This is a genomic window from Sandarakinorhabdus rubra, assembly GCF_010994245.1.
GTDB classification, from domain to species: domain Bacteria; phylum Pseudomonadota; class Alphaproteobacteria; order Sphingomonadales; family Sphingomonadaceae; genus Sandarakinorhabdus; species Sandarakinorhabdus rubra.
Map to the genome: position 1 here is coordinate 1 of NZ_WMHO01000310.1, position 2,207 is coordinate 2,207.

The 2,207-nt window shown below is 69.7% G+C and carries 4 protein-coding genes; 3 read left to right on the plus strand and 1 reads right to left on the minus strand.

Features of this window, described 5'->3' with window-relative positions; all coding sequences use genetic code 11:
* The coding region (locus GJV64_RS13820; protein WP_164157984.1) for a DUF1134 domain-containing protein at positions 1-616 on the plus strand (616 nt) is incomplete at its 5' end.
* Positions 617-619: 3 nt separating this feature from the next.
* Here GJV64_RS13820 and GJV64_RS13825 read toward each other — a convergent pair.
* Positions 620-1,564: an NAD(P)-dependent oxidoreductase gene (locus GJV64_RS13825; RefSeq protein WP_164157985.1), complete on the minus strand. Its 945-nt coding sequence runs from the start codon at positions 1,562-1,564 to the stop codon at positions 620-622.
* 85 nt (positions 1,565-1,649) lie between these two features.
* Between GJV64_RS13825 and GJV64_RS13830 the strand changes: the two genes are divergently transcribed.
* Positions 1,650-1,967 carry a 2Fe-2S iron-sulfur cluster-binding protein gene (locus GJV64_RS13830; protein WP_164157987.1) on the plus strand — a complete coding sequence of 106 codons (318 nt, stop codon included), beginning with the start codon at positions 1,650-1,652 and terminating at the stop codon, positions 1,965-1,967.
* A gap of 8 nt (positions 1,968-1,975) precedes the next feature.
* The coding region (locus tag GJV64_RS13835) for a DUF2332 family protein (protein ID WP_164157988.1) at positions 1,976-2,207 on the plus strand (232 nt) is incomplete at its 3' end.

Genomic DNA, 2,207 nt, shown 5'->3' on the forward strand with positions numbered 1-2,207 from the left:
GGCGTCGTCGCCGGCCCCCGCCCCCGCTGCGCTCCCAGCTGCCACTCCCCCGGTCGCCGCGCCGCCTGCTCCCACTCCCGAAGCCACACAGGCGCCTGCGGCTTCCCCCGATCCCGCGCCTGCCCCGGCCGCCAGCACCTATCAGGAGCGCGACGTGCTCGCCGCCGCCGAGAATGTGTTCGGCAAGGGCGCCGAAGGACTTGCCGACATCGTGCGCAAGACCTTCAAGGATCGCGGCGAACCCAATGCCTATATCGTCGGCCGCGAGGCCGGCGGCGCCATCGTGGTGGGTGTGCGCTATGGTTCCGGCACGCTGTTCCACAAGGTGGAGGGAGAACGCCGCGTGCACTGGACCGGGCCCTCGGTGGGCTTCGACATCGGCGGCGACGGCTCCAAGGTGTTCGCGCTGGTCTACAACCTGAACGACACCGAAGATCTGTATCGCCGCTACCCGGCAGCCGAGGGCAAGGCCTATCTGATAGGCGGCTTCACCGCCAATTATCTGCAGCGCGACAATGTCGTGATCGTGCCGATCAAGCTGGGCGTCGGCTGGCGGCTGGGCCTCAACGCCGGCTACATGAACTTCACCAAGAAGGGCCGCATCCTGCCCTTCTGAGCCTCAGACGATCGCACCGAGGAGCGGCTCGCCGGCGCCCAGCCGGCGGATATTCTCCACCAGCCGCTGCATGATCGCCTTGTTGATGTCGGGGTTGGACCAGCTGATGTGCGGGGTCACCCGGCAGCGCGGGTGACCGATCAGCGGGTGACCGGCCGGCAGCGGTTCCGGATCGGTGACATCAAGGCTGGCCCACAGCCGGCCCTTGTCCAGTTCGGCCAGCAGCGCCTCCTGGTCGATCAGGCCGCCGCGCCCGACGTTGACGATATGGGCATCGGCCTTCATGCGGCCCAGCCGATCGGCGTTCAGCAGGTGCTGGGTGGCCGGCGTGATCGGCGCGGCCAGCACCAGGTGATCGGCGCGGGCCACCACCTCGTCCAGCGGTGCCACGGCGATCCACGGATCGGGGGAGGGGGCGGCACTGGCGCGGGCGGCAAGGATGGTCATGCCGAACGCGTTGGCCAGCTGACCCACCCGGCGCGCGATGTTGCCCAGCCCCAACAGCCCCAGGGTGCGGCCACTGAGCAGGCCCAGCGGCTGGTTCACGAACATCTGCCGGTCGGGCCAGGCCTCGCCGGGCCGCAGCGTCACCTCGGCCAGCCGCTTGGCGTGGGCCAGCATGACAGCCAGCGCATATTCGGAGATCGGGATGGCGGTGGTGCCCGAGGCGCTCGCCACCTTGGGCGCCTCCCAGATCCACGGCGGATAATCATCGGCCCCGGCGCTCGCCAACTGCACCAGCTTCACCTCCCCCGGCCAGCCGGCGGGGCGCGGTGCGTGGTTGGCCTCGTCGCGCTCGGCGCCTTCGCCGTGCAGCACGAACAGCACGTCAACGTCTGTTGGCAGGTCCCAGCGGGCTTCGGCCGGGATGTGGCGGGCCGCCGTGATGCCGGGCAGGCCGGTGAGCAGGGCCGACATTGGTGGTGCGAAATGGTGGGCGATGCGCATCTTGTCCTCCCGTCTCCACTCCCCTAGCGGCAAGCGTGCCGGGCCGCTACAGGGGCGCGGGCTTTTGCAGAACCAAGAGGACAAGATGGCCAGCATCACCGTGATCACCCGCGACGGACAAAGCCACACACTGACCGCCACGCCCGGCATGAGCGTGATGGAAATCATCAAGGATGCCGGCATCTCGGAACTGCTGGCGCTGTGCGGCGGCTGCTGTTCCTGCGCCACCTGCCACGTGCATGTGGCCGAGGGTGACATGGCCCGTACCGGCCCGGCCGGTGCCGACGAGGCTGACCTGCTCGACTCGTCCGAGAACAACCGGCCGAACAGCCGTCTTTCGTGCCAGATTCCCTTCACCCCCGCGCTCGACGGCCTCACCGTCACCATCGCGCCGGAGGATTGAGGCCGGCAATGTCCCATTCCGGGGCCCCGTCAGGCGCCGCCGTCGAGGCTGCCCTCCATAAGCAGGCCCGCTTCTGTGCGGGGCTGGGCGCGCCCTTCACCGGCGCGCTGTGCCGGGCGCTGGCAAGCTTTGTGCCGTCTGACAGCCGGACCGGCCAGCGCCTCGCTACCTGGCCCGGCGAGCCGATGACCGATGCTCTGCCGATGCGCCTCACGGGCGCGCTCCACGCCCTCGTGCGCG

Excerpts from the sequence above, each read along its gene's own strand:
- GJV64_RS13825 (WP_164157985.1), bottom strand. The coding sequence starts at position 1,564 with ATGCGCATCGCCCACCATTTCGCACCACCAATGTCGGCCCTGCTCACC.
- GJV64_RS13830 (WP_164157987.1), top strand. The coding sequence starts at position 1,650 with ATGGCCAGCATCACCGTGATCACCCGCGACGGACAAAGCCACACACTG.